This is a genomic window from Thermohahella caldifontis (assembly GCF_041153465.1).
Taxonomy (GTDB): Bacteria; Pseudomonadota; Gammaproteobacteria; order Pseudomonadales; family Oleiphilaceae; genus Thermohahella; species Thermohahella caldifontis.
This window is the reverse complement of sequence record NZ_CP154858.1, coordinates 906,608-926,016: the sequence shown is the minus strand read 5'-3', so window position 1 is coordinate 926,016 and position 19,409 is coordinate 906,608. Positions and strand designations below refer to the sequence as shown.

The following is a 19,409-nucleotide window of genomic DNA, read 5'->3' as shown; positions in this document are numbered from 1 at the left end:
ATTATAGCGGGTTTGCCGGGCAGGTCAACTCTCAAAACGGTATTCCGGTCGCTTCAAATTGTGTATCCTTTTGCCCCGTAATCCATTTATCGGCAAGGCAGAATTCCTACGTGACACGTCATCCAATCAGGCACGTCCTGTTGTTTTTTGTTCTGGTGCTGTCTGTTTTCCAGGCGCAGTCTGCAGTTGTCATCCCCCTTTACGATGCGGAGGTGGCAGTTGAAGACCGTTCACCCGAGGCGCGTCAGATCGCCTTCTCTCAGGCATTGTCCCAAGTGTTTGACCGGCTGGTGGGGGATGATATCTGGCGACAGGATCCTGCAGTCAGCGCCGCCATCCCAAGGTCGGATCAGTGGGTGGAGCGTTATGCCTACAGGGAAGTGATTCCGGATGAAGGTGAGCAGGCGGAACCGGATCTTCTGGCTCTTCAGGGGCTTGCGGCGCCGAGGCAACTGATGCTTTCGGTGACCTTCTCCCGTGAGGCGGTGTCCCGGATACTCAAGCAGGGCGGCTATGCCATCTGGGAGGGGCCTCGACCTCAGATGGTGGCATGGGTGCTGCAGGAGCGCCTGGGCGGACGAAGCTGGGTCGGACCGGATGATGAGGCTGGCCAGGCACTCGGCCGGCAGGCACAGTACTGGGGCATCCCGCTCGTCTGGCCGCAAAGCCGTCCCGAGGTGCTGCAGCAGGTCAGGATGGCAGAGGTGGCCGGTGGTTTTCCGGACTCACTGGTGGCTGCCCAGCCTGCGTTCGGGGCGGAAGGTTATCTTGTGTTGCGTCTGCGCGACAGCGATGGTGCCCGCATGCGTCTGACAGGACAACTGGCCGTGGGGCAGGATGCACCGCAACCCCTGGAGGCGGCTCAGGGCGAACCCGGGGCACTCATGGCGGACGTCGTCCGGCAGGTCGCCAGGGTGCTCTCGCGTCGTTACGCGGTCGTGTACGACACGGCTGCCCGCAACCAGATACGCATGATCGTTCGGAATGTCGGCAGCTATCATGCCTATGCGCGCACGCTGTCATGGCTTGACAGCCTGCCGCCGATTGAACAGGTGCGTCCGGTCGAACTCCGGGACAGCACCATGACGGTGGAACTGGAGCTAGCCAGCACGCCCGGAAAACTGACCGAATACATGGCCCTGCGGCCCTTTCTGCAGCCGATGTTGCCGGAAGCGGAGGGCAGCGCTGGTGCGGACAGCACGACAACACTGTACTACCGCTATCCTGATGAGGTCACGGACAGCACACCATGAGACAATTGCCCAACGTCCTCACGTTGATCAGGATCTGCCTGGTGGTGCCTGTGGCCTGGGAGCTGCAGGCGGAGCACTATCGCAATGCCATCGGCCTGTTTCTGATCGCCGGGATGACGGATGCCCTGGACGGCTTTCTCGCACGCCGGTTTGACTGGCGATCCCGGTTTGGAGCCATGGCGGACCCGTTGGCGGACAAGCTGTTGCTGGTCACGACCTTTGTCATTCTCGCCCTGAGCGGCAAGGTGCCGATGTGGCTGATGTGGCTGGCGCTGGCCCGTGATCTGTGGATCATCACCGGCACGCTCATGTACAGACTGTGGACGGGGCACTTCGAAATTCAGCCTTCACTCTGGGGCAAGCTGTCCACGTTCTTTCAGATCGCCTATCTGGCGAGCATCATTGTTCAGGGTGCCGGACTGCCTCTGTCTGACGTCTGGATCCGTGTCCTGATGTGGGCCGTGACTGCCCTGGCAGGTGTCAGTGCGCTGGATTACACCCTGCGGTGGTGGATCCGCGGACGCCGGGAAAAGGAGGCGGCCCGGTGAACAGGATCCCAGCACAGATACCGCTGACGTTCCGGTGGCCCGGGTCGAGTTCTTTGGATGACTGGCAGGATGTGGCCGAGCCACCGCTGAAGCCGCTGGTCAGGCAGTTTGTCCTCGGCCAGTGTGACGAAATGCTGCTGTATCTCTGGGGAAGCGCCGGAACGGGCCGTACCCTGTTGCTCCAGGGGGGGCGCAGGCGGCCAGCGAGGCCGGCCAGACCGTCATGTACTTGCCGGTACGCGAGCTTGTCACCTGTGATACGGGCATGCTTGAAGGGCTGGAATCTCTTGACCTGCTCTGCATCGATGATCTGGATGCCCTGTCGGAACCGTCCCTGGGCGAAAGCTGGCAACAGGCTTTCTTTCATCTGTTCAATCGTTGTCGTGAAGCCGGGTGCCGCTGGCTGGTCAGTGCTGCCGTGTCACCACGTGAACTGCCACTGACATTGCCGGATCTGGTCAGCCGCATGCAGTGGGGGATCGTACGCCAGGTGCCCCGGCTGGACGAGGACAGCATGTTTGCCTTCTGGACGGAGCGGGCGAGGGAGCGCGGTATCGTCATTGACGACGAGGTGCGGCAGTTCATCATGCGTCGGGCCACCCGCGACCTGCCGGCACTGCTTCACCTGCTGGATGAGCTGGACCACCTGTCACTAGCCGAGCAGCGCCGCATCACCGTCCCCTTCATCAAAAAGGTGACAGGCTGGTAAAGCATCGTTAACATGGCTCGGAAAACAAGGAGACAGGCATGATCACTCGGGTCGTATTCAATCAGAAGGGCGGAGTCGGCAAATCCAGCATCGCCTGCAACCTGGCCGCCGTCAGCGCCAGCCACGGGCGACGTACGCTGGTGGTGGATCTGGATCCGCAATGCAACAGCACGCTCTACCTGCTCGGGCAATCTCAGGTCAGGGACAATGCCGCCGACTTTTTCGAACAGACCATTGCCTTCAATCTGTTCAACAAGAAGTTTGAGGATTATGTCCACGCCACGCAGTTTCCGGGGCTTTTCGTGTTGCCGGCCAGCCCGGAAATGGATTACCTGGAACGCAAGCTCGAAGCCCGGCACAAGATCTACAAGCTCAGGGATGCGCTGAAAAAGCTGGAAGGCACCTTTGACGAAATCTATATCGACACGGCACCAGCGCTGAATTTCTATACCCGATCGGCCCTGATCGCAGCCGATCGGGTGCTGATTCCTTTTGATTGCGATGATTTTGCCCGTCAGGCACTGTACGCCATTCTCGGGGAGATTCAGGACCTGAAGGAAGATCACAATCCGAAGCTCACCATCGAAGGAATTGTGGTCAACCAGTTCCAGCCACGCGCCTCTCTGCCGCAAACCCTGGTCCAGGCGCTGGAGGACGAAGGGCTGCCGGTACTGCCGGTCCGCCTGAACAGCTCGGTCAAGATGAAGGAGTCACACCAGGCGCATCAGCCGCTGGTCTACTTTGCACCCAAGCACACGCTGACAGAACAGTTCAGAGCCCTGTACGCCCATATTGCCGGGCTTCCGGTGGAGGCAGATGCCGGTGCCTGATCTGTACCTGCGTCTGGCTGATCGTCTGTTACAGCTGGAACGCGTGATGCGTGAGACCGGGCTGTGGTCGTCAGAACGCCCCGGTGAAGAGGCGTTTGCCAGTACCATGCCCTTCTGTGCGGATCGCATGGCACTGGAAGAGTGGCTGCAGTTCGTCTTCATCGAGCGGATGAAAGTCATGGTTGAGGCTCGTGCCCCCATGCCCGGGCCCTGTGCCATCAGACCCATGGCAGAAGAGCGCCTCAAGAGTCTGGGCCGCGACAACCCGGCATTTCTTGATGTGCTGGGTGAGATCGATGCACTGGTGACCCACGGGGGCGGTGCGCCGCGTCATTGAGTCGCGGCTATCGGCGGCCTCATTCCCACAGCAGGCTGTGGACCGCTTCCCTTACCCGGGGAATGATTTCGCCTTCCACCCAGGGATTCTGTGCCAGCCAGCGCCGGTTGCGTGGCGAGGGATGAGGCAGGGGAACGGCTTGCGGAAACCAGCGCTCCCATTGTCTGACCGTTTCCTTCAGGGTCGCGGGCAGCTCTTCCAGATAGGCCTGCTGTGCGTAACGGCCCACAAGCAACCGCATTCTGATCTCCGGCATGGCGGCCAGCAGGCGTGCATGCCAGGTCCGGAAGCACTCCGGCCGGGGTGGCAGGTCACCTGAGCGTCCCTTGCCCGGGTAACAGAATCCCATGGGTACAATGGCAATACGGGTGCGGTCATAGAACTGATCCCTGCTCAGTCCGAGCCATTCCCGCAAGCGATCACCACTGGGATCATTCCAGGGGATGCCGGTTTCATGAACCTTGCGACCGGGTGCCTGGCCCACGATCAGGAGTCGTGCGGTTGCGCTGACCCGGATGACCGGCCGGGGTTCCAGCCAGTCCTCACATAGCCGGCAACGGGACACTTCTTCAGCCAGAGACTCAATCATCCTCGTCACACCGCAATGGCCAGCTTGCGAGCATCCGATAACGGGGCACCTGACCAGGCTGGCTAGCATAGAGTCCGACTGCCCGAGCGTCAAATGCCAGTCCAAGCGGCAGGTCAAGTGGCAGCGGGTGATGGCGCCGTCGTTTCAGCCAGTAGAGCGTCACATGAGGCCGCCAGGGCCGGCTTTCGGGAGTGAGGCCAGGCCATTGCCGGCTGAGTGTGGCCAGCATATCGGTGAGGTGTTCCCGCATGACATGCAGCCCGCGACTGACACTGGCTTCAGCAGCCACGAGCCGGGGGTGGTTTCCGGAGGGCAGGGCAAAGGTGCGATCCAGGCGGACGGTACCACCAGGCAGTGATGTGGCGCAACGATCCAGTCCGGCCATCAGTGCACTCAGGGCTTCAGGCGTCTGATCACCCAGAAAGTGCAGCGTCACATGCATGTCGGCGGGATGGACGATTCGTGCTGCGTCGGGTGTTACGGGCACGGCCGAGGCGAGAGACGCCGCAATGTGTTCAGGGACGCCCAGGGCCAGAAAGACCCGGGTGGCGCCGTGCCTGGCATCTGGCGTGGGCACGCTGTCTTGCATTGTCTTTTTCCTCGGCAGTCATGCCATGCCAGTTCAGGATTTCCTCCAGTGTCCGTCCGCATCCGACGCACACGTTGGCCTCATCCAGGCAGCACTGCCGGATACAGGGCGAATCAGTCGGTGTCGCGGGCGGGAAGGGGGAGGTCATACTGGCCGGCCCTGAATAGATATCCGTTTTCATTCTGTCTGAAGAAAGCGGCAATGTCATCCTGAAAAACCGGTTTGCAGTAGAGGTACCCCTGGAGCAGCCGGACCTGGCGTTCCCGGAACCAAGCTTCCTGTTCCGGAAGCTCAATGCCTTCGGCCATGATCAGTTGTCCGGTTTTGCCGGCGACGGTAATGAGCGTATCCACCAATGTGGTCGCCACCTCGTCGTCGGGCAGTGCCTTCACCAGGCGTCGGCCGATCTTGACAGCCCTGAAAGGCAGCTGCACGAGCTCTGCCAGATTGGAAAGGCCGTCACCAAAACTGTCCAGAATCACATCCACGCCCATGTGCTTCAGCGAGGTCAGCGCTTCCCGCACGTCTGAAGGATGGGACGCAAGACTGCTCTCCTTGAGCTCGATGGCGATGAGTCGCGGGTCCACCCGGGTCATGGCCAGAGCCCTGCTGACAGCACTGAGCAGGTTGCCCTCCATGATCTGGCGCGCCGAAACGTTCAGGCTCACCCGCACCGGCTGCCCCGCGACATGGGAAATCAGCCGTGCCTGTAGACAGACATTCTGCAGTGCCCAGTCCGCAATGCGTGACAGCAGACCCATGTTGTCGGCAGTGTCCAGGAACTCGCGTGGCGCCAGCAGACGGCCGTCGGGATGCTTCCAGCGCAGCAGGGCTTCCAGTGCCACGATACGATGGCTCGTGATATCCACGATCGGATGATAGCAGAGCATGAAGTGCTGTTTTTCAACGGCCTCCTGCAATGCCTGCTCCAGCTTCATCTGTGCCTGCAGGGATTCGTTCATGTGAGGGGCATAGAGCGCAATCCGGTTGCGGCCGGCCTTTTTGGCGGCATACATGGCCATGTCCGCACACTTGAGCAGGCCGCTGTAGGTCATGCTGTCCAGCGGGGCGAGCGCAATCCCCATGCTTCCGGATACGGTGAATGTCTGGTTGCCCAGGGACACCGGCTCGCGGATGGCATCCAGAAGGTTCTGGGCAACCTTGTAGGCCCCGGAAGGACCATCCACTCGGTGCAAAACCACGACGAACTCGTCGCCTCCCAGTCGACTGACCGTGTCTTCCTCGCGCAAGGCCTTTTTCAGGCGTTCGGCGATGGTCTTGAGGAGCTGATCCCCTGCATCGTGCCCCAATGAGTCGTTGATGCGCTTGAAGTGGTCCAGATCCAGATTGATCAGGGCCATCCGTCCCCCGTGTCGCTGAATCTGCTTGAGAGTCTGCCGGCAACGTTCCTCAAGCAGACGCCGGTTTGCCGTTTCCGTGAGCGGATCATAGTGGGCGAGGTAGAACAGGCGTTCCTGATTGTCACGGACTTCTGTCATGTCGGTGCCCACCAGGATGACCGCTTCGTGACCGGAAGATTCGTCGGGGTAGCCCGCAATGGTCCAGCGCAACAGGCGCTTGCCGTCGTCGGTGGAGACAGAAAGATCCATGCAGCGCTGGCTTCCTGGCTCGCCCAGCACCTTGCGAACATGCTGAAGGAGCGTGTTCTGTTGTGCCGATTCGAGAAGCCTGGTCAGGGATTCCGGGGTCTCACCGTTGCCGAACAGCAACGTCCGTGCGGCCTGATTGACCTGCAGGAGAGAGAGTGTCTTGTCTGCAACCAGAATGGGGACCGGTGACGCATCGAACAGTGCCCGGAGTTTGCGGTAGGCTGTCTGGTAGCGTTCTTCGGCCTGTCTGCTGTGGCGGATTTCTTCGTTGAGCGCCTCGTTGATGGCATGCAATTGCTGGGTGCGTGCCTGGACCTCTGACTCCAGTTGTCCGAGCGCCGTGTCGCGCGACTTGCGGATGCGCAGTACGTGAAGACTGAGTGCGAGCAGTATGGTCTGTTCAATCCAGGCGAGCGCCATGGCGGGTTCGGCCCCGTGGAGGTATGCGGCCTGGACATACGCGGAGGGCAGGGCTGTCAGTGCGACGAGCTTGCGGGCGGTCGGAACGGGGACCCCGACGATGCCACCCACCATGAGAATGGCCGAGAGAAAGCCGGTCTGACCGGGCCACCGATGTTGTACGAAAAGGGTGAGCAACAGTGCCGGCACCCAGAACAGAAGTTTTGGCCGGATTTCCGGGGGGGCAATGGGCGCCGGATGCCACAGGTGCAGGCCTGCCAGTGAGGGCAATGCCAGTGCCGCGAACCATGCGAGCGCAGCCATTGCAATGTGCTGATGGGGTGCGGACAGGCCCCGGGCCATGGCGAAGCTGCTCACTCCGGCAATCAGAATCCCGGCAATATACTGTCCGGGCAGCGGCATTTTTCCGAAACGTGTTGTGGCGGCAGCGAGGACAAAGGCAGCGAGCAGTGACTGGGCTGTGGCCACGCTGGCCAGTCTCGGAATAGTATCGTCGGGCCATTGTCCCAGGCCGTGACGCACGAGCAGTGTCGAGGCCCCCAGAATGAAGATGATCAGGGTGGCCAGTCGCTGGGCAGGCGACAGGCGTAGGACGAGAGGCAGTCCGGCCAGCGGCAGCCAGAAGGGAATCTGGCCGATGGGCACGAATGTCAGTGTCAGTCCGGAAAGTGCCAGCAGGGCAGCAGGCAGCAACAGGCCGGCGAGCATCCGGTTCAGACGCAGCGAAGTGGTTGCCGTGGCCAGCAGGTGGCTGGCGGAGCGTGTCAGGTCCTTGAGCATGCCGTTCCTTGGGCAAGTCGTTGTTATGATTCTTTTCTGAAACCGACTATACCGGATGCCCGCGAAGCGCTGAGTACGTAAAAGTCACACCCCCGGCCGGAATGTGACGGACTCAGCACAGTCTCATGGACAGGTCAATGGCGCGCAGATGCTTGGTCAGCGCCCCGATGGAAATGTAATCCACGCCGGTTTCCGCAATGGCCACCAGCGTCGTGTCGTCCACGCCGCCGGAAGCTTCCAGTTCCGTTTTGCCCTTGGCGAGGGCCACGGCTTTGCGCATGGTTTCCAGATCAAAGTTGTCCAGCATGACACGCTCCGCACCGGCGGCAACCGCCTCCTCCAGTTGGGCGAGGGTTTCCACCTCCACCTCGACCGGCTTGCCGGGGGCGATCTCTCTGGCTTTCTGTACGGCCAGGGTGATGGAGCCACAGGCGGCAATGTGATTTTCCTTGATCAGGAAGGCATCCCACAGTCCCATCCGGTGGTTGGCACAGCCACCGGTGCGAACGGCGTACTTGAGCGCCTGTCGCAAGCCCGGAATGGTCTTGCGGGTATCCAGGATGACGGCATCGGTGTGTGCGATTTTCTGTGCCCATTCCCGTGCGACCGTGGCCACACCGGAAAGTGTCTGCAGAAAGTTGAGTGCCGTGCGTTCGCCTGTCAGCAGTGCGCGCGTGTTGCCTTCGACTTCGAAGACTACATCATTGGCCTGCAGCACGTCACCTTCGCTGGCATGCCATTGCACACGGATACCGGAATCCAGTGTTCTGAAAACGGCATCGACCCATGGGCGACCTGCCAGAACCATGGGTTCGCGGGTGATGACGCGGGCATGTGCGGTCTGATCTGCCGGAATGAGCATCGCCGTGATGTCCCCGGACTGAATGTCTTCGTCCAGTGCGTGGCGTACGTTTGTCTCGATCGCTTCTTGCAACAAATCCCTCATGGGTCACCTCCGGCGCGTGGGAGGCGCATTATACCCGATGAAAGGCAGGTCTTCACCCGCATCGGAGACGGCGTGGGGGAAAGAGCTCGTTCATATGGCCTAGACCTTAGTAATGACTTACGGCCGATGGCCCGGCAACCGTAGATGGCGTAAACTGAAGGAAGTGTGACGTACGTCGCGCTGACACATTTTGTGACAATGGCTGTCAGATTACCGTCGTATACTGTCAAAAAGTGAAAAAGCGTGTCAGTGTTGCAGTCGGCACCTGGTCAGCGCAAGCGGAGGTTTCTCATGGTCAATCCCAAAGTTGTTCAGCTTTCTGCCGTTCGGGAGGCAGCGGGCCGTACTTCGGGGAGCAAGATCCCACTGCCCATGATCCTGTTGCGGGATCGTGTGACCGAGACGCTGCGTGGCGCCCTGCAAACACTGATGGACCGCGCCGATGATGCACTGTTCGAGCTGGCTGACAAGGCCGCGACCAATGCGGATCAGACCCGCTTTTTTGATGCCATGCGCATTCTCCGCCTCAATCGCCAGGCGATCGAAGGGCGGTTCTTTCAGGCGTTCAATCAAGGGTTTCGTCTGGAGGGTGTTCAGCGTGGGGCCTCCGCACTCAGGGAAAAGGCGCTGGACATGGACAGCCTGTCACTGGTGGACAATGATCAGCTCGAGCTGAATGTGGCCGTGGAGAGCATGGCATCCCGCCTCAAGGCCGATGCGGGCCAGTCACTGGATCATCTGCTCATCCGTCTGGACGCGCTGGTGACCGATCAGAGTGTGGATGACGACAACAATCCCCTGGGGCCGCTGGCCCTGGCCCGCCATTTTGCTCAGGCGCTGGAATCCTGTGAATGGGACATCCGGGTGCGTCTGGTGCTGCTCAAGCTGTTCGAGCGTCATGTGCTGAAAATCATGCCCGACGTCTACAAGGACGCCAATGCATTCCTTGTCGCACAGGGTGTGCTGCCCGATCTGAGAACCGGGCGGACGGGTGGCCGCATGCCTCCGGTTTCCAGGGGCGCACCGGTTCGGCGAACGGTGGATCAGCAGACCGGGCAGGTGGAAGTGAGCGGCGCCGAAGACATGGCATCCGGGCCGGAAGATACCTTTGCACTGCTGCGTCAGCTCATGGGACAGGCCCGTGGGCAAACTGCCACGCCCCAGGCCGGCGTGATCCCGCCCCAGAATGTGGTGGCGGCGCTGACCGGATTCCAGATGCAGGCCGTGCCGGTCGCCCAGGCTGATACCGGGCTGCTGGACTATCAGGCTCTGGTACAGCACATGATACAGCAGGTGTCCCGGGGCAAGGGAAGGCTGGGCCAGGTGGATGAAGATGTCATCAACCTGGTTTCCATGCTTTTCGAGTACATCCTGTCGGATCATCAGCTTGAAAATGCCATCAAGGCCCAGATCGCGCGTCTTCAGATTCCCGTGCTCAAGGCTGCACTGCTGGACCGGAGCTTCTTCAGCTCGGCCGACCACTCGGCCCGGCGTCTGCTCAACGAGCTGGCCAATTCCGCCATCGGCTGGCAGCCGCGTGAGGCGGGCCAGCGGGATCCCTATTTCGAGAAAGTGACGGCAATCGTTGAGCGGCTGGTTAATGAATTTGATCGTGATCTCGGCCTCTTTGATGACGTGCTGGAAGATTTTCTTGCCTTCCTGACTTCGGAGGAGAAGCGGCGTCGCTTGCTGGAAAAGCGTACCTGCGACGCGGAGCAGGGCCGTGCACAGACCGACATTGCCCGCGAGCAGGTACGACGAGCCATCCTCGCGCGACTGGAGGGCAGTACCTGTGACGAAGGCATCCGTGACCTGCTGCTTGGTGGTTGGGCTCAGAAAGCGGTGCTCGACTGGCTGAGGCATGGCCCTGAAAGTGAAGCCTATGCGGCAACGCTGAAGACCGTGGATGATGTCCTGTGGAGTGTGGCGCCTCCCCTCGTGGAAGGCAGCCGCCGCGAGTTGCTGACCCGTATCCCCGGGCTGATCCGGACGCTGCGTGAGGGCCTGAAGGAGGCCGCAGTAGAACCGGGCAATCAGGAAATCTGGCTCAAGGCGCTAGAAAAGGCACACCTCAAGGCCTTGCATGCCCTGGCAACCGTCAGTACCCGCCAGGTCGTGTCCGAGGCCCCTGCACCCACCCCGGACCCTGCAGCGGAGCAGGGCCAGCCCGAAGCGGAAGTTCCGGCAGACGTCCGCATGGCCGCTTCCGGTAAAGAGGGGGTGCCGGTGGCCGGACATGACCACGCAGCGGATCCGGCTGCGACAAGGGACGACCGGACGATCCGGGAGAGTCGTGAAGCCGAACTGGACGAGGCCATCGAGGAAATCGTGCTGACAGCACCGGGCGAGGCTCCGGAAGCACCGGCATATCAGGGCACGGATGACGAGTATCTGCAGAAGGTGGACGCCCTGAAGGTTGGCAGCTGGATCGAGTTGCGTGAAAGTGAAGATCGCAAGCAGCGTTGCAAGCTGGCAGCAATTATTTCCAACGCGGACAAGTACATCTTTGTCAATCGCATGGGGGTCAAGGTCTGCGAAAAGACACGCATGGGCCTTGCCGTTGCCATGCGGGCCGGACAGGTGAACATCCTGGATGACGGCCTGCTCTTTGACCGTGCGCTCGAGGCAGTCATCGGATCCCTGCGCTCCAACAGCCAGCGTGCCTGAGCTGACACCACTTGTGACGCAACGCCCCAGCGCCTAAACTGGCGCCATGAACAGGACGATTACACCTGCGGGCTGGCTTGTGCCGGCCCGTCGCATACTGTCTCCCAATTTCAATGCCAGGCCGGACCCGGACGATATCAGTCTGGTGGTTCTGCACAACATCAGTCTGCCCCCCGGTCAGTTCGGCGGCCGGGATGTACACCGGCTGTTCACCAACACACTGGATTGTTCGTCCTGCGAGGCGTATGCAGCGCTGCGGGGGGTATGCGTATCGGCACACCTGTTCATTGACCGGGCGGGAGAAGTGACCCAGTTTGTCCCCTTCTCCCTGCGGGCGTGGCACGCTGGTGTGTCAAGTTACGACGGACGCGACAACTGCAATGACTTTTCCATCGGTATTGAGCTGGAGGGGACTGACACCACGCCCTATACTGACCGGCAATACAAGGAGCTGGCGGACGTCCTTCAGCATCTCCTGTCACATTATCCGCGCCTGAATGCCGGCCGCATCACCGGCCACAGCGATGTGGCGCCCGGCCGCAAGACAGATCCGGGCCCTGCCTTCGACTGGCAGCGGCTTCATCAACTGCTCGGGGAGCGACCATGAGTTTTCTGATTCTGCTGCTGGCCTACATGATTCACCGACGCCATGAACTTGGCCTCAGCGCCCATCTGGATGCCTGGATCATTCGTCAGGTGGACCGGCTGAAGGGCGAGCGGGCAGTGCTCGGACCCCGGAGTGCCGGGTGGCCGGTGGGCGTGCCTCTGGTGCTGTCTGTCCTGCTGATGGCTGTGCTGGACGATCTGTTTTTCGGTGTGGTCACGCTGGCCGTGGACTTTCTGGCGCTGATGGCCTGCATGGGCAGCGTGGATCTTCGGCCAGCTGTGGATCAGTTTCTGGATGCATGGAAGCGGCAAGCGTGGCAGAGCGGCTACCAGCACCTTCAGGCGGCAGGTTTCGGGGATGCCGAAGGCGTGCAGGACCGGGACGCACTGGTGCGCCGTGTGGCCCTGTGGTATGCGGAGCGCTCGGTGGCGGAATATTTCTGCATTGTCTTCTGGTTCCTGATGCTGGGTGCACCGGGCGCCTTCTTCGCACGCGTGATCATTCTCCTCAATCAATGTGGTCGCGCACGCTGGACCCGGCTTGAGCATGTGCTGTTCTGGCTGCCGGTGCGGTTGGTGGTGATTGCGCTCGGACTGGTGGGCAATTTCATGGGCATGCTGAACAAGAGCCTGAATGACCTGATTGATCCGCAGGCCGGCTGGCGCAGGCTGCTGGCCGCGGGACTGACGGGTGCCATGGAAGGGATCGCTTCAGAAACGGGCGGATCTGCCGATACACTCGTCACGGCGCGCCGACTGATCAATCTCGCCTTTCTGGTCTGGATGTCACTGTTGGCGGTGATGACCCTGGTGGGGTGGATGGCCTGATTCCTTGTCAGACATTGTCAAATTTACAGGAAGTAACAATAAGAAACTGAATTCAGGTCTTCCCGCTCGTAGAGTTGCACGGAATGTGTGGCGAATCTGCCGCAGTCGTCTAGACTGATTCAGAGAAAAAGACGCCAAGTGCCTGTAATGAGGGGAACTCGTGAAACTGTTGTTGCTGCCTGCCATACGACTGATGAACCGGCTCAAGCTGGTGTACAAGTTTGCGCTCATCAGTATTTTGTTTCTTCTGCCCATCATTGCTCTGGGGTACAGTCTGGTGAGCCAGATGTACAAGGATATCCAGGCAGTCAAGAATGAGCAGTCGGGTCTGCGGGTGCTGGAATCCGCAACGCAGATATACCGGCTGGCATTGGATTACCGGGATTACCGGACGGTGAGCAAGCTGCGCCAGGTTCCCGAACTGAATGACCGGGTCGAGTATATCCGGAAGAAGCTCAACGCGGAGCTGGAGAATCTGGCCGCACTGCCCATGCCTTTTGATACGCGAAATGACCTGAAAGACCAGTTAGAGGGCGTGGTCAAGGCGTGGAAGCAGATGGTGGCGGAAGACGCCAACCAGATGACGCTGGCCCCCCAGTTCAACTACTACGACACCTTTGTCAAAAAATCCCGTTCGCTGGTCAGCAGTGTGGGGCAGCTTTCGGGGCTTTCTCTGGATCCGTCGCGTACGGTCCAGTTCATTCTCAACTTTAACAATCGCTTGCATACTGCAGCGGATACGGTCGGGCATGCGCGGGCGGCGGGCATCTTTGCTTTGGTTGAAGGCCGGGTGGCGTATGAAACCAGCGATGTGCTCAATGCGCTTTATGATGAGCTGAGCGGTGTTCAGACCGGCCTGTTGCCGGCACTGGATGTGTTGCTCGGTGCTTCTCCGGAGGTCAAGGCTGCATTATCCGGCCCTGCAGAAGCGCTGCGTGGGCTGTTGCCCAAGGTGCGGGATAGCATGGACGAGCAGATCATCACGCCTGCCTCGCTGGAGATGAGGTGGCCGGAGTTTGATGAGTTGGCTTCAGGCGCACTCAAGCAGATCTATGACTTCGAATCCCTCGGGCTCGAGCAGGTCAACCTGGTGCTCGAGAATCGGCTGGAAGAGCGTTACCGGACACTGACCACCATCTTTGTCGTGCAGGGTATCCTGCTGCTGATCATCATCTATCTCTACAGCGGATTCTTTGTTTCTGTCAAGGGAACCATCGAGCGCTTTGCACAGGCGGCGGAAAAGGTGGCCAACGGCGATCTGACGGTTCAGCTGGCCATGTCCAACCGGGACGAGATGGGCGCCCTGTCCAGCGAGTTCAACAGCATGACCTCACGCATGCATGACCTGATCAAGGTCGTGGCCGAAACCGGGCAGAACGTGGATCAGCAGGCGGCGCGGGTGCACGAGCTGGCGGTGGAGAACCGGGAAGCGGTGGCGACTCAGATGTCCGAAACGGAGCAGATTGCCACCTCCATGCATCAGATGGCCATGACGGTTGAGGAAGTGGCGCGCAGCTCCGAGGCCGCAGCGGACTCTGCAGCATCGGCCAATGATGAGGCGGCCAACGGTCAGAAAGTCGTGGAGGAGACACTCAGGACGATCGAGCATCTGGCCGAGGAAATCAACCGTTCCATGGAACGGATCAACCGGGTGGAGGAGGATTCCGAGAATATTGCTCAGGTCCTGGTTGAAATCAAGGCCATTGCGGATCAGACCAATCTGCTGGCCCTGAATGCGGCCATTGAGGCAGCCCGTGCCGGTGAACAGGGCCGTGGATTTGCAGTGGTGGCAGATGAGGTCCGGACGCTGTCGCAGCGCACCCAGAAGTCCACGGAAGAAATCGAGGCCATGATCGAGCGCCTGCAATCCGGTGTGAGCAGTGCCGTGGAGGCCATGCAGGACAGCCACCGGGCTACCCAGCGCACGGTGGAACAGTCCAATCTTGTGGCTGCAGCACTGGGCAACATCGTCAAGGCGGTGGCCAATATTGTGGACATGAGCCATCAGATTGCCCAGGCGGCTGAAGAGCAGGCCGTGGTAGCCAAGACCATTGACCAGAACGTGGTCCGGATCAGTGATCTGGGACATGAAACCGCAGAGAACGCGGATGAGACGCTGAAGGCCAGCGAGGCCCTGTCGGAGCTGACCAAGCGCCTGCATGATCTGATCGGTACCTTCCGCGTGTGAAGGCGGTGAAGGCGAATAAGGGGGCATGGCCCCCTTTTTCATGTCATGTGCCGGATCCGGGCTGGACGGAAGGCTGCCAGAGAACTTCCCGATCACCTTCCCGGTGGTTGAGGTGCCTTGCGGCCACAAACAGATAGTCGGATAGCCGGTTGAGGTACGCCTGAAGTACCGTGGGCACCGTTTCGCTGGCCATGAGTGCGGCCACGACACGCTCCGCTCGCCGGCACAAGGCCCGTGCCATGTGAATCTGTGCCGCAACAGGCGTGCCTCCGGGTAGAATGAAGTTCTTCAGGGGCGGGAGGGCAGCATTGAGCGCGTCCAGATCCGCTTCGAGACGGTCCACGTGACTTGCGGGAAAGTGATCCGAATCCGGCAGGCACAAGCCCCCCCCAGATCAAAGAGATCGTTCTGAATCTGCTTCAGGGGCAGACTCAGCGGGTCATCGGGCGTCATGAGGGACAGCGCAATGCCCAGTTGGGAGTTGAGCTCATCCACTGCGCCCATGGCTTCCACACGCAGGTGATGCTTGGGGATGCGGCGACCGTCACCGAGTCCGGTTTCGCCGCCGTCGCCGGTACGGGTATAGATTTTCGAAAGTCGGTATCCCATGATTTCCTATCCTGTCTTGAGCTGATGAATGCGATCCGTCAGGAGGCGGTTGACGGGGGCGTTCTGATTACGGGATTCCAGAAACTGCGCCACAAAGCCATTCATGGCATCAATTTCCGTCGGCCGACCCGCCAGCACGTCCTGCAGCATGGAAGAACGATTGCCGGCGGTCCGGCGAGCCACGGACTCAATGCGTGTCCGGATCTCGTCTGCGGACAAGGGTGTACCCGCCAGTTGCCGGGCAAGAGCCAGTTCCCGGGTCAGGGGCTCAATCGATTGCCGGTACAGGTCCGAATCCAGAATCTCACCGTTGCGGACGCGCAGGAGGGCGGTGAAGGGGTTGATGCCGCAGTTCACGCAAAGCTTGTCCCAGAGAACCGTTCTGATGGCCTCTGTGGGGCGGATGTCCAGACCGGAAGCGGACAGCCAGCCGCAGACAGTGTCGAGACAGGCATCACCGGCGGCATTGAGTCCCCCGATCAGGGTTGTACCCGTAGCGGCATGGTGCAGGGTGCGGCGTTCTTCCCGCCAGGCGGCCTCGGTTGTGCTGGCAGCAAGTACGGGCCGGGAAAGGCCCGAAAGCCGGTCCTGGGTCCCCATGCCGTTCTGGAGGATCACCAGGGGCACATTCTCGCTCAGTATCGGCGCCAGTTGAGCAAGTACGTCATGAGTTTGCCAGGTCTTGCAGGTAAGCAGCACCACGTCCGGGCGCGATTCACGGTCATGCCGGAGAGGGAGGGTGACAGTCCGGGTTGTTCCGGACAGCTCGTGGAGCGTCAGATGGATGTGACCGTCACGTATCTCCCGGTCACTGGCGGGCGTCAGCACCGAGAGGGTGTGGGCCGCCGCGAGGCGGGCGGCCCAGAGGCCGCCCATGGCACCCAATCCGGCTATCAGAATGTGTGCCATGGGGCTTCCGTTCAGAGGCTGGCCAGTTGCTGGCGCTGTTCACGGAGCTTGTTCAGGGCATCTTCCGCGGTGGCAAACTTCTCACGTTCCTTTTCAACCACCTCGGCCGGTGCCTTGCTGACAAATTTCTCGTTACCGAGCTTACCGGATAGACGCTGGCACTCCTTCTCCAGTTTCTGGATTTCCTTGTCCAGTCGCGCCAGTTCGGCCTCCACGTCGATGAGGCCGGCGAGTGGTACCATGACCTTGAGACCATTGACCACCTGTACGGCCGCGGCGGGGGCCTGATCAGCCTCCACCCATTCGATGGACTCGATCCTGGCCAGCTTGCGCAGGAAGGTGTCGTTCTCGGCGTGACGGGCACGGTCGCTTTCACTGCCTTCACTGAACAGTACGGGAATGGTTCTGGAAGGCGGGATGTTCATCTCGCCACGAATGTTGCGCACGGCGAGAATCACGCCCTTGAGCCATTCGATGGTGGCGGTGGCCTCCGGATCGATGCGGGACGGATCCGCCTCGGGGAAGGGCTGACGCATCAGCGTATCGCCTTCCACACCGGCGTGCGCCTTGATCTTGTGCCAGATCTCTTCGGTGATGAAGGGCATCAGCGGGTGAGTCAGGCGCAGGGCGGCTTCCAGAACGCGGACCAGTGTCCGGCGGGTGCCCCGCTGACGTGCTTCGCTGGCGTCTTCATCCCAGAGTACCGGCTTGGAGAGTTCCAGATACCAGTCGCAGTATTCGTTCCAGATGAATTCGTAGATGGCCTGGGCTGCCAGGTCAAAACGGTACTGACCAAAAGCCTTCTCGACAGCCTGTTCGGTTTCCTGCAGGCGTGAAATGATCCAGCGATCCGCCACGCCCAGTTCCACCTCGCCGCCTTGCTGGCCGCAGTCCTTGCCTTCTGTCTGCATCAGGACGTAACGTGCGGCATTCCAGATCTTGTTGCAGAAATTCCGGTAACCCTCGACGCGCTTGGTGTCAAAGTTGATGTCGCGACCCGTCGTGGCCAGGGAGGCGAAGGTGAAGCGCAGGGCGTCGGTGCCATAGCCGGTAATGCCTTCCGGGAATTCTTCCCGTGTGGCTTTCTCGATGGCTTTCGCCTTCTGCGGCTGCATCATGTTGCTGGTACGCTTGGCGACCAGGCTTTCCAGGTCGATACCGTCGATCACGTCGATGGGATCCAGCACATTGCCCTTGGACTTGGACATCTTCTGCCCGTGGGAGTCGCGCACCAGTCCGTGGACGTACACCGTCTTGAAAGGCACTTGCGGTGTGCCATCCGGGTGCTTCATGAAGTGCATGGTCATCATGATCATGCGTGCGACCCAGAAGAAAATGATGTCAAAGCCGGTGACCAGCACCGAGGTCGGATGGAAAGTGCGCAGGGCCTCGGTATCCTCCGGCCAGCCCAAGGTGCCGAATGTCCACAGGGCCGAGCTGAACCAGGTGTCCAGCACATCCTCGTCCTGACGCAGCGGCAGGTCTGCAGGCAGGTTGTACTTGCTGCGGACTTCTTCCTCGGATCGTCCGACGTAGATGTTGCCGGCGTCGTCGTACCAGGCCGGAATGCGGTGTCCCCACCAGAGCTGGCGCGAAATGCACCAGTCCTGCAGATCTCGCATCCAGGCAAAGTACATGTTTTCATACTGTTTGGGCACGAACCGGATGTCGCCTTTCTCAACCGCTTCGATAGCCGGACGGGCAAGCGTTTCCACGGCCACAAACCACTGGTCGGTCAGGAAGGGTTCGATGACCACGCCGGAGCGGTCTCCCCGGGGCACCTTGTTGCTGTGCGGTTCGATCTTTTCCAGCAGCCCCATTTCCTCAAAGGCACTGACAATCTTCTTCCGTGCCTCATAGCGATCCAGGCCGGCGTAGTCTTGCGGGATACTGGCCTTCAGATCCGGATTCGGCGTGCCGTCATGATGATAGACCTCCGGTGTTTCGAGCAGAGAGGCATCGACGGTGAAGAGATTGATCATGGGCAGCTGGTGGCGCTTGCCCACTTCGTAGTCATTGAAATCGTGAGCAGGTGTGATCTTGACGCAGCCGGTTCCGAATTCCATGTCGACGTAGTCGTCGGCAATGACCGGAATGCGACGGCCCGTCAGGGGCAGCTCGACCTCGGCACCCACGAGTTCGGCATAGCGCTCATCCTTCGGATTCACGGCCACGGCCGTATCGCCCAGCATGGTCTCGGGACGGGTGGTGGCCACAACCAGATAGTCCTTGCCGTCGGCGGTCTTGCGGCCATCTGCAAGCGGATAGCGGAAGTACCACAGGTGTCCGTTTTCGTCCTCGTTGAGGACTTCCAGATCCGAAATGGCCGTGTGCAGCTTGGGATCCCAGTTGACCAGGCGCTTGCCGCGATAGATCAGGCCTTCGTCATAGAGCCGGATGAAGACTTCCTGGACGGCGCGGTAGAAACCTTCGTCCATGGTGAAGCGCTCGCGTTCCCAATCCACGGAGGCCCCCATGCGGCGGAGCTGCCGGGTAATGGTGCCGCCGGATTCGGCCTTCCACTCCCAGACTTTCTCCAGGAACTTTTCACGGCCCAGGTCATGCCGGGTCTTGCCTTCTTCGGCCTGAAGCTTGCGCTCGACGACCATCTGCGTGGCGATGCCGGCATGGTCGGTACCCACCTGCCAGAGCGTGTTGCAGCCCTTCATCCGATGGTAGCGGATGAGCGCGTCCATGATGGTGTCCTGGAACGCATGACCCATGTGCAGGCTGCCCGTGACGTTGGGCGGCGGAATCATGATGCAGTAGGGCGTGCCTTCACCGGAGGGGCGGAAATGCCCGTTCTTTTCCCAGAATTCATACCACTTGCGTTCAATTTCGGACGGCTGGAACGTTTTTTCCATCATGATTCGATCATTCACCCTGCAATGAATTGGCTGTCAGGTGTTGCAACGGACACCAGGCGGACCTGGAAAAGAGAAGGGATTATACACACAGAAGCGGGGAGGATGTAGTGTGTGCGCCACGCAG

Annotated in this window: 18 protein-coding genes; 9 read left to right on the top strand and 9 right to left on the bottom strand. The window is 60.5% G+C overall.

The window, feature by feature from the left end:
- Positions 1-110 precede the first annotated feature (110 nt).
- The 5 genes from AAIA72_RS04455 (at position 111) to AAIA72_RS04435 (ending at position 3,677) form a co-directional block, all read left to right on the top strand.
- Positions 111-1,253: a DUF2066 domain-containing protein gene (locus AAIA72_RS04455; protein ID WP_369602223.1), complete on the top strand. Its 1,143-nt coding sequence runs from the start codon at positions 111-113 to the stop codon at positions 1,251-1,253.
- A complete protein-coding gene (locus AAIA72_RS04450) occupies positions 1,250-1,801 on the top strand; it encodes a CDP-alcohol phosphatidyltransferase family protein (RefSeq protein ID WP_369602222.1) in 552 nt (183 codons plus the stop codon). The genes AAIA72_RS04455 and AAIA72_RS04450 overlap by 4 nt, the downstream gene beginning before the upstream one ends.
- A 223-nt stretch (positions 1,802-2,024) precedes the next feature.
- On the top strand, positions 2,025-2,510 hold the full coding sequence (locus AAIA72_RS04445) for a DnaA/Hda family protein (RefSeq protein WP_369602221.1): 486 nt from the start codon (positions 2,025-2,027) through the stop codon (positions 2,508-2,510).
- Positions 2,511-2,551: 41 nt separating this feature from the next.
- Positions 2,552-3,340 carry a ParA family protein gene (locus AAIA72_RS04440; protein WP_369602966.1) on the top strand — a complete coding sequence of 263 codons (789 nt, stop codon included), beginning with the start codon at positions 2,552-2,554 and terminating at the stop codon, positions 3,338-3,340.
- Entirely contained in the window at positions 3,327-3,677 is a 351-nt protein-coding gene (locus tag AAIA72_RS04435; protein WP_369602220.1) for a YqcC family protein, read from the top strand. The genes AAIA72_RS04440 and AAIA72_RS04435 overlap by 14 nt, the downstream gene beginning before the upstream one ends.
- Before the next feature lie 19 nt (positions 3,678-3,696).
- On the opposite strand, the gene AAIA72_RS04430 is transcribed toward AAIA72_RS04435, so the two are convergent.
- From AAIA72_RS04430 to nadC, 5 genes are all read right to left on the bottom strand, one after another.
- Positions 3,697-4,266, bottom strand: coding sequence for a uracil-DNA glycosylase family protein (locus AAIA72_RS04430; protein ID WP_369602219.1), 570 nt, complete (start codon positions 4,264-4,266; stop codon positions 3,697-3,699).
- Positions 4,259-4,855, bottom strand: coding sequence for an RNA 2',3'-cyclic phosphodiesterase (gene thpR / locus AAIA72_RS04425; RefSeq protein ID WP_369602218.1), 597 nt, complete (start codon positions 4,853-4,855; stop codon positions 4,259-4,261). Before thpR ends, AAIA72_RS04430 begins: the two co-directional genes overlap by 8 nt.
- A complete protein-coding gene (locus AAIA72_RS04420; protein WP_369602217.1) occupies positions 4,782-5,003 on the bottom strand; it encodes a DUF1289 domain-containing protein in 222 nt (73 codons plus the stop codon). Before AAIA72_RS04420 ends, thpR begins: the two co-directional genes overlap by 74 nt.
- On the bottom strand, positions 4,969-7,665 hold the full coding sequence (locus tag AAIA72_RS04415) for a putative bifunctional diguanylate cyclase/phosphodiesterase (protein ID WP_369602216.1): 2,697 nt from the start codon (positions 7,663-7,665) through the stop codon (positions 4,969-4,971). Before AAIA72_RS04415 ends, AAIA72_RS04420 begins: the two co-directional genes overlap by 35 nt.
- A gap of 112 nt (positions 7,666-7,777) precedes the next feature.
- The gene (gene nadC, locus AAIA72_RS04410; protein ID WP_369602215.1) at positions 7,778-8,611 is read right to left on the bottom strand and encodes a carboxylating nicotinate-nucleotide diphosphorylase; all 834 of its coding nucleotides are present in this window, start codon (positions 8,609-8,611) and stop codon (positions 7,778-7,780) included.
- Between the two features lie 291 nt (positions 8,612-8,902).
- Here nadC and AAIA72_RS04405 point away from each other — a divergent pair, with 291 nt between their 5' ends.
- From AAIA72_RS04405 to AAIA72_RS04390, 4 genes are all read left to right on the top strand, one after another.
- Positions 8,903-11,278, top strand: a complete 2,376-nt coding sequence (locus AAIA72_RS04405; RefSeq protein ID WP_369602214.1) for a DUF1631 domain-containing protein — start codon at positions 8,903-8,905, stop codon at positions 11,276-11,278.
- A gap of 46 nt (positions 11,279-11,324) precedes the next feature.
- A complete protein-coding gene (gene ampD, locus AAIA72_RS04400) occupies positions 11,325-11,885 on the top strand; it encodes a 1,6-anhydro-N-acetylmuramyl-L-alanine amidase AmpD (protein ID WP_369602213.1) in 561 nt (186 codons plus the stop codon).
- Complete coding sequence (locus AAIA72_RS04395; RefSeq protein ID WP_369602212.1) at positions 11,882-12,712, top strand: hypothetical protein; 831 nt, start codon at positions 11,882-11,884, stop codon at positions 12,710-12,712. The genes ampD and AAIA72_RS04395 overlap by 4 nt, the downstream gene beginning before the upstream one ends.
- A 160-nt stretch (positions 12,713-12,872) precedes the next feature.
- Positions 12,873-14,900 carry a methyl-accepting chemotaxis protein gene (locus AAIA72_RS04390; protein WP_369602211.1) on the top strand — a complete coding sequence of 676 codons (2,028 nt, stop codon included), beginning with the start codon at positions 12,873-12,875 and terminating at the stop codon, positions 14,898-14,900.
- Positions 14,901-14,943: 43 nt separating this feature from the next.
- On the opposite strand, the gene AAIA72_RS04385 is transcribed toward AAIA72_RS04390, so the two are convergent.
- Genes AAIA72_RS04385 through AAIA72_RS04370 form a run of 4 tightly spaced genes read right to left on the bottom strand, consistent with a single transcriptional unit; the run spans position 14,944 to position 19,282 of the window.
- Entirely contained in the window at positions 14,944-15,243 is a 300-nt protein-coding gene (locus tag AAIA72_RS04385) for an ATP:cob(I)alamin adenosyltransferase (protein WP_369602210.1), read from the bottom strand.
- Complete coding sequence (locus AAIA72_RS04380) at positions 15,189-15,509, bottom strand: ATP:cob(I)alamin adenosyltransferase (RefSeq protein ID WP_369602209.1); 321 nt, start codon at positions 15,507-15,509, stop codon at positions 15,189-15,191. The genes AAIA72_RS04385 and AAIA72_RS04380 overlap by 55 nt, the downstream gene beginning before the upstream one ends.
- Positions 15,510-15,515: 6 nt before the next feature.
- Positions 15,516-16,418: a ketopantoate reductase family protein gene (locus AAIA72_RS04375; RefSeq protein ID WP_369602208.1), complete on the bottom strand. Its 903-nt coding sequence runs from the start codon at positions 16,416-16,418 to the stop codon at positions 15,516-15,518.
- Positions 16,419-16,429: 11 nt separating this feature from the next.
- On the bottom strand, positions 16,430-19,282 hold the full coding sequence (locus tag AAIA72_RS04370; RefSeq protein ID WP_369602965.1) for a valine--tRNA ligase: 2,853 nt from the start codon (positions 19,280-19,282) through the stop codon (positions 16,430-16,432).
- Positions 19,283-19,409: the final 127 nt, after the last annotated feature.

Excerpts from the sequence above, each read along its gene's own strand:
- AAIA72_RS04370 (WP_369602965.1), bottom strand. The coding sequence starts at position 19,282 with ATGGAAAAAACGTTCCAGCCGTCCGAAATTGAACGCAAGTGGTATGAA.
- AAIA72_RS04450 (WP_369602222.1), top strand. The coding sequence starts at position 1,250 with ATGAGACAATTGCCCAACGTCCTCACGTTGATCAGGATCTGCCTGGTG.
- AAIA72_RS04415 (WP_369602216.1), bottom strand. The coding sequence starts at position 7,665 with ATGCTCAAGGACCTGACACGCTCCGCCAGCCACCTGCTGGCCACGGCA.
- AAIA72_RS04445 (WP_369602221.1), top strand. The coding sequence starts at position 2,025 with ATGTACTTGCCGGTACGCGAGCTTGTCACCTGTGATACGGGCATGCTT.
- AAIA72_RS04380 (WP_369602209.1), bottom strand. The coding sequence starts at position 15,509 with ATGGGATACCGACTTTCGAAAATCTATACCCGTACCGGCGACGGCGGC.
- AAIA72_RS04405 (WP_369602214.1), top strand. The coding sequence starts at position 8,903 with ATGGTCAATCCCAAAGTTGTTCAGCTTTCTGCCGTTCGGGAGGCAGCG.
- AAIA72_RS04375 (WP_369602208.1), bottom strand. The coding sequence starts at position 16,418 with ATGGCACACATTCTGATAGCCGGATTGGGTGCCATGGGCGGCCTCTGG.
- thpR (WP_369602218.1), bottom strand. The coding sequence starts at position 4,855 with ATGCAAGACAGCGTGCCCACGCCAGATGCCAGGCACGGCGCCACCCGG.
- AAIA72_RS04430 (WP_369602219.1), bottom strand. The coding sequence starts at position 4,266 with ATGATTGAGTCTCTGGCTGAAGAAGTGTCCCGTTGCCGGCTATGTGAG.
- ampD (WP_369602213.1), top strand. The coding sequence starts at position 11,325 with ATGAACAGGACGATTACACCTGCGGGCTGGCTTGTGCCGGCCCGTCGC.
- AAIA72_RS04435 (WP_369602220.1), top strand. The coding sequence starts at position 3,327 with ATGCCGGTGCCTGATCTGTACCTGCGTCTGGCTGATCGTCTGTTACAG.
- nadC (WP_369602215.1), bottom strand. The coding sequence starts at position 8,611 with ATGAGGGATTTGTTGCAAGAAGCGATCGAGACAAACGTACGCCACGCA.
- AAIA72_RS04395 (WP_369602212.1), top strand. The coding sequence starts at position 11,882 with ATGAGTTTTCTGATTCTGCTGCTGGCCTACATGATTCACCGACGCCAT.
- AAIA72_RS04420 (WP_369602217.1), bottom strand. The coding sequence starts at position 5,003 with ATGACCTCCCCCTTCCCGCCCGCGACACCGACTGATTCGCCCTGTATC.